The organism is Dapis purpurea BLCC-M126, from assembly GCF_050015975.1.
Taxonomy (GTDB): domain Bacteria; phylum Cyanobacteriota; class Cyanobacteriia; order Cyanobacteriales; family Microcoleaceae; genus Trichodesmium.
This window is the reverse complement of record NZ_JBNHER010000178.1, coordinates 1-7,259: the sequence shown is the minus strand read 5'-3', so window position 1 is coordinate 7,259 and position 7,259 is coordinate 1. Positions and strand designations below refer to the sequence as shown.

The 7,259-nt window shown below is 33.7% G+C and carries 2 protein-coding genes; one reads left to right on the top strand and one right to left on the bottom strand.

Annotation, left to right across the window (positions count from 1 at the left end; translation table 11 throughout):
• Positions 1-602 precede the first annotated feature (602 nt).
• Entirely contained in the window at positions 603-1,205 is a 603-nt protein-coding gene (locus ACP6PL_RS15665; RefSeq protein ID WP_426546197.1) for a molybdenum cofactor guanylyltransferase, read from the top strand.
• 168 nt (positions 1,206-1,373) lie between these two features.
• Here ACP6PL_RS15665 and ACP6PL_RS15660 read toward each other — a convergent pair whose 3' ends face one another.
• Entirely contained in the window at positions 1,374-6,380 is a 5,007-nt protein-coding gene (locus tag ACP6PL_RS15660; protein WP_426546196.1) for a PAS domain S-box protein, read from the bottom strand.
• Positions 6,381-7,259 lie beyond the last annotated feature (879 nt).

Genomic DNA, 7,259 nt, shown 5'->3' with positions numbered 1-7,259 from the left:
GATAATGGATAATGGATAATGGATAATGGATAATTGATAATGGATAATTGATAATTGATAATTACCTCTGGTTAAAACCTTAACGGAATATTTATCAGGAAATATACTCGTTGACGTAGTGCAATAAGCGTAGTTTGGGTTGTTTGTGTTAGCATTGCGAAGCATGAAATGTAGCTTGCTTCTCCGCAGAAATAATATCATGTCCGGATGAACAGTTATAAATAAATTCAGGAGGAGACAGGAGACAGGAGACAGGAGTCAGGAGGAAGAAAAGAAATAAGCAGTATATCAGGAGCAGAAGGTTTTTTTATCACTAATTAAACGGACATGATATAACCCAACAATAATCAGGTTTTGTTGGGTTTCACTATCGTTCTACCCAACCTACATTTTTACTGGAAATAATATAAAATCCGGTTATATAGTAATTGCAAAATTACTTTCTTAACTGACATATGTTGTATTGAATACGAATTTAAAAATTCAATAGTTCAAATACTTTCTTTCTCCTGAATCCTGACTCCTAAGCGGTACGATAACTAATTACCCGGATTCTATATAATACCTCATCTCTACAACCTAAAACCTTTTTTCAAATGTATATGAATAAATCTTCATTCGCCAAAAATCATCTAGTAGCACTCATTCTTGCAGGTGGAAAAAGTTCGCGTATGGGTGAAGATAAAGCCTTAATTTATTGGGAAAGTATACCAATGTTAAAAAGAGTTTATCAAGTAGCAAATAAATGTACAGAAAAAGTTTATATTATTACTCCTTGGCCGGAAAAATATCAGCCAATTTTGCCTACAGAATGTGAATGGTTAACTGAGTTAAAAACTGAAGGACCTTTAGTTGCTTTAGATCAGGGATTAACTCAAATTAATAGTAATTGGATTTTATTATTGGGATGTGATTTACCTCTGTTGAACTCAGATATTATTCAAACTTGGGTAGATCAATTAAACCAACTTTCTCCAGAAATTTTAGCTTTAGTTCCTCAAAAATATGGAAGATGGGAGCCTTTATGTGGGTTCTATCGGCAAGAGATAAAAATAGAGTTAGAAAAAATTATTGGCCGCGGTAAAAACTCGTTTCAAGAATTACTTGCTCAAATTCCAGTTCAAGCATTATATATTGATTCCCAGACAGGAAAAATGTTGTTTAACTGTAATACTCCTTCAGACTTAGAGATGGGGATGGGGTAATGGGGTGATGGGGGTATGGGGAGTATGGGAAGGGTTGGGAAATCGAATGGCTTTCGCGAAGTAGTTTTGACCATATAGCAGTCGCCATTACTATTAGGAAATTTTCACTCCTTTCACATTTACTCAGTGCTGCGAATTTAACTTCTCAATTCTCAATTCTCAATTCTACTATAATTTCTGTTTTAAAGCTGCTATTACTCTTTCATATTCACCATCAACTTGTAACAACAAATTCGTACCTTCTGTGATTAGATCGGAACCAGATACATTGCTCAATTTCTCACATAAATTAGCAAGATTGATCGCCCCGATCTTAGCACTACTAGCTCCTAAATTTTGAGCTGCTAGTTTTAAATCTTCAGTAGAATTAATCGTGATTGCATTTAAAATTAGTTCCATCTGATGAGGAGAATTTTCTAAATAATCTTCAATTATTTGATTATTGCCAATAGAATCTAAAATTGTTAAATCTAAAACAGAATTATTCTGAATCTCATAAGTATCAACAAAATAAATGTTAGTATCAGAAGTTTCTTGAGCAGTTGAAAAATCAATATTGTTACTAGATTTAAAATTAATTAACCCCTGTTTGAATTGTTCATACTCAACTTCTAGTAAAGGAAAAATTTCTGCTGCTCCTATAGTAGTATTTTCACGTCCTAAATTTTCCAGTTGATTACATATCTTGCCTACAGTCACTCCTCCTAGATTAGCACTACTAGAACGTAGAACATGAGCAGTCATTGCTAATTTATTAGCATCATCAGCCACAATTGCCTCTTGAATTGCTGCTAACCTAATAGGAGCAAAATTGAGATAATCTTTAAGAATTTCACCTAAAAGTTTCTTGCCTCCCATACTTATAATTGACTCTAACATTGTAATATCTAGCATTGATTTACTCTTGATTAGAGAATCATTTTTAATATTTTTACTAAATTTTTGATTAGTGTTTGTATAATTAATATTTTTCCATGTTGTAATATCTGTATCAATTCTGTGAGCTTGCTGTAGTGCTTGGGCTAACTCCGGAATTTTGATAGGTTTAGCAATAAAATCATCCATGCCAACTTCTAAACATTTATCCCGCTCTTCTGACATAGTATTACCAGTAATAGCAATAATGCGTGGAGATAATTCAGGCGACCATTGCTGGCGAATCATACAAGTAGCTTCCAACCCATCCATTTCTGGCATTTGCACATCCATCAACACCACATCATAAGGCTGACGTTGCAAAGCTTCTAAAACTTCTATGCCATTTGCTACCACATCTGCCTCGTATCCTAACTGTTTTAGCTGTAACAAGGCAACCTTTTGATTAACTACATTATCTTCTGCCAACAATATTCGGAGATTTTCTACTGGCTTAACTTCACTCTCTGAGGTAGTAGGTAATTTTTCCATATCAGTGTTTTCTCCTGTAAAAATTTCAATCAAAGTCTGATAAAGCACAGATACTCTAATTGGTTTATTAATAACTCTAGCAAAATTAATATCTTGACATTTTTCCGCCAATTTATATTCTTTCAAATCACCCAAAAGCACTAAAGGTAAATCCTGACCTGAAGTCTGTTTGCTAATTGTTTTCGCTAGGCTACAGTTATCCATTTCAGGTATTGATATATCTAATATTACCAAATCAAATTTTATTCCTTGACTAATTAAATCAATAGCCTCAGCGCCAGACTCAACTGCCCAAATTAACATTCCCCAAGACTCCCCTTGTGCAGTTAGCATTTGTCGGTTAATTGCATTATCGTCTACTATGAGTAATCGTTTTTCCGCTAAATATTGCTTTGCTTCTTCATTAATATCCGTTGTTTGTGGAACAGATGGAGCAAGTATTGAAAAGTAGAAAGTTGAACCTCGACCTAATTCACTCTCAACCCAGGTTTTACCCCCCATCAATTCAGCTAACTGTTGGCTAATTGCCAAACCTAGACCTGAACCACCATAACTACGAGCAATTGAAGAATCAACCTGAGTAAAAGACTTAAACAAATATTGTATATTCTCTGGAGCAATACCAATACCAGTATCTTGCACCGCAAATTGAATTTCATAAATATCATTATTACTAATTTGCTCCACCAAAGATGCTTGCACGCGAACTGTTACCTCTCCAGCATGAGTAAATTTAACGGCATTACTAAGTAAATTTACCAGAACTTGTCGTACACGACCAACATCTCCAATTATCTTCTGGGGTGTCTGAGGTTCGAGCACATAAGCTAACTCTACATTTTTCTGTTGCGCTCTTACAGCTAACAGACTCAAGGTTTCCTCAATACATTGTTGTAAATCAAAAGTTTGTTTTTCTAACTCTAATCTTCGAGAATTAACTTTTGAGAAGTCAAGGATATCATTAATAAGAGTCAATAAATTATTCCCACTTGTGCGAATAGTTTCCACAAAATCTTTTTGCTTAGGTTCTAAATCTGTATTTAGAAGCAAACCAGTCATACCGATAATAGCATTCATGGGAGTCCGAAGTTCGTGACTCATTGTGGAAATAAATTCACTTTTGGCTTTTGCTGCTGCTTCTGCTGCTTTTTTCGCCTCCTCCAAAGCACAATTTTTGAGGATTAACTCTTGTTGTCCCTTAACTTCTTGCTCTAACAGATGACCATGAGCGATCGCTATACCCACTTGTTCTGCTATTGTGTCGAATAATTCAATTTCTTCTGTTGTCCATTCACGGAAAGAGTCACATTGATGTAATGCTATTATACCATTAATGTTTCCTTGATAAGAGGTTCGCACTGCCAACATAGATTTGAGATTCATCTGGCGACATACATCTAGCAATGGTCCAGTAGACATATTTGGAGTAGATATTGGTTGGTCTTGAGATAAAACTTCCTCAGCGTGGGGATTACCTATAACTGGAAGCTTTGATTTTAGTTCTAGTGGAGACTTATGTCCTGATTCAAAATACTCGCTAACAAATAATAGTTCTGGTATGGGTTCGGCAATATACTTAAAAATAATACAGCGATTTGCTTTAAAAGCAATACCTATTTGGTTAACCGTTGTCTGAAAAACTGTTTTAACATCTAAACTCTGACGAATTTCTTGAGTAATTTTCCTCAATAAATTACCCCGTTGCAGTTCTTTTTCTAGACTGACTTCATATTGCTGACGTTCTATTTCATGGCCTACCCACTGAGCCATTAGTTTGATAATTTGGCGATCGCTATCTTTAAATGGTTTAGTACGTTTATTGAAACTGGTAAAACAAAGTACACCATAAGGCACTTTTCCCACTAGCACAGGAGTACCTATATATGCTTCTACACCCAAAACATTATTATCAGGAGCATACTCGAAGTGTTTTGACTCTTGAATTGATGTAAAAGATATCAGTTTTCCTGAACAGAAAATTTTACTACAAAAAGCTTGATCTAAATCAAGCTGATCTCCTGGCTGAAATGATAATTTAAGGTGATTTGATTTTTGAAAGGCAATAATCTTATAGCTATCATCATCAACACTGCCCAGAAAACCCAATTCAAATTCAAAATATTTTCTTCCTAATGCCAGAAGACCTTGCATTCTCTGGTCAAAGTTCAAGTTGGGAGCAGAAGCTACCTTGTATAAGGCACGAATAGCATATTCTCCTGCTTGCTTTTCTTGTTCTATTTCTTTGCGTCCCCTAATATCCCGAACAAAGGCACAGTTGTAGTCTTTACCATTAAATTGCAGATAATTTGCACTTATCTCTACTGGAATAATCTCACCTTCCTTATTTTTCTGAGCGCCTTCCCATCTCAAAAAACCACTTTGTTTGAGTTCTTGCCAATGTTGCTGCCACTTTTCCTGAGATGAAAACATAGCATCAGTATCCCAAACACTCATTTTGATAAGTTCTGCTTGGGAGTAACCTAGAGTCTGACAAGCAGCTTGATTTACATAGAAAAATTTGGCATCAGGACCCATAAAATAAACTGCATCAATAGCTGTATCTAAAGAAAACTGACTTAGTTCTAAAGCTTCCTCGGCCTGTTTGCGCTGGGTAATATTGTTAAGAATGCCAGACACTCCTATAATTGTCCCATTTTTATCTCGCAGGACATTGGCCAACATTTCAAGCCAACAAAGCCCTTTGCCATTAGTGAGATAGACTACTTCACACTCAAAGTCTAATTTTCTACCTTGGATTAAACCTTGGAATTTCTCCATAGTATCTTGGCGGTTTTCTAGATCAATATAGTCAAGAAAGCTTTTTCCTAGAGTTTCTTCCACTGTAAACCCAGTAATTTTCTCCCAGGCAGGATTCAGAAATGTCCATATACCCCTAGCATCTATTTGGAAAATCACTTCCTGAATATTCTCAATCACAGAGCGATATTGATCTTCCTGTTTTAGCAGAGCAATTTCTACTTGTTCCCGTTCTATTATTTGCTGTCTTAAATTTCTTAAAGCCTCTTGAATTCGGGTAGCTATTTGATTGAGACTTAGGTGAAGAATAGCCATTTCATCATTGCGTTCAATATCGGAGTTTTGGTCTAATTCTCCTTTTGCTACTGCTTGGGCAACCTTGGTTAATTTTTGCAATGGAATACCTACCTGTCGCTGAAACAGAATCATTATAATTATGACTAAAATGGCACTGATCACGAGAGAAATACTTACTGTTTGAACAGCATTTTGGAATAATTCTGTTTTAATTTTTTCTAGTGAAACACCTACTCTCAATTCTCCCAAATATTGACCATTATTAATAATTTGACAACTAATTTCATGTATATTATATTGTGTTTTGAGGTAATTAATAATTTGGATATTACTGTTGTTGTTGAAGTTATTATTTTGAATAAAGTTAGGAATTTCTGAATTTTCTAAATCAATATAACTTTTGAGTATATTTCCTTCTGAATTAACAACAGCACTGTAAATAATATCCCGATCAACAATAGTTTGTTTCATCAAGATTTCCAGTGTAGGGGAGTCTGGTTTGACAATTTCTTCCCCAGTAATAGCAATTAACAACTCGAGTTCATCTTCAGCTTTTTGCTCTAGTTTCTGTATTTGCCATTCCCAGTTATGCTTAATCAAGATTATTTCTGTTATTAAATTAATGCTAATTAATATCAGAGTTGTTATTCCTAAATAGCGAAATCCAATACTATTAAAACAGTTATTTTTGCTTGATTTTGGATGAGTCATCATTCTTTACTTAATAGATATTCAAACAATAGAAATTAGTATAAAATTTTGGTGAATTGGAAGGGGATACTTTTTCTACATCAATCTTCCTATAAAAATCTATCAAATCAAAAATAATTCTTAATTTTAATTGTTTTGATTTGAAGCAATTTGAAAGTTAAGTATCCCAATTTTTTAATCTTTGAATTTTAGCTAGTTTTGAATAATATAGCTCAAAAGTTAAAATTCAAAAGTAATCGACTGACTAAGTTTTCTGTCAAGAAATGCTCTTAAAATTGGTAAATCCCATTTCCGTGGCCTAAATCCATAGTTCTATAATATGGCTAAAATTATTTCTTTTTAGCTACTCTTGTTTCATTCTGTAAAATTTATTGCTTCAATTATATCATATGAATTTTAGTTTGATAGATTCATTTTTGAATTAACTTGTGCTACTAGCCATGTATGCACGAAATTACTATTCTAAGCATAAAAGCTGATAATTTAATGCAAGTTATGATAATTTAATGCAAGTTAGGAGTAATTACCCATAATTCAAAATGGGAATATATATTTTAATTTTACAATATTTATGTGATTTGTTCAATCAATAATTATACAGTTGAATGAGCCATAAAATTTAGAGTTAAATATTCAAAAAAATTTAGTTATTTCATATCAGCGTTTAGCATTAAATAACGAGGATATAGATAATTTTTTGTAATCTAAAATTATCTGTTAGAGAGTGTTTATCAACAAAAAATTCAAGCTGGAATATCGCCATGAATTTAATTCATATTTTCGTCATTGTGACGGACAGGGAAACAATCTCAAATCCTAGTTTTTTTTATACTTACAGCGGTTTTCATATTAATAAACCACAATGATACTGACTCATTACTC

Excerpts from the sequence above, each read along its gene's own strand:
- ACP6PL_RS15665 (WP_426546197.1), top strand. The coding sequence starts at position 603 with ATGAATAAATCTTCATTCGCCAAAAATCATCTAGTAGCACTCATTCTT.
- ACP6PL_RS15660 (WP_426546196.1), bottom strand. The coding sequence starts at position 6,380 with ATGATGACTCATCCAAAATCAAGCAAAAATAACTGTTTTAATAGTATT.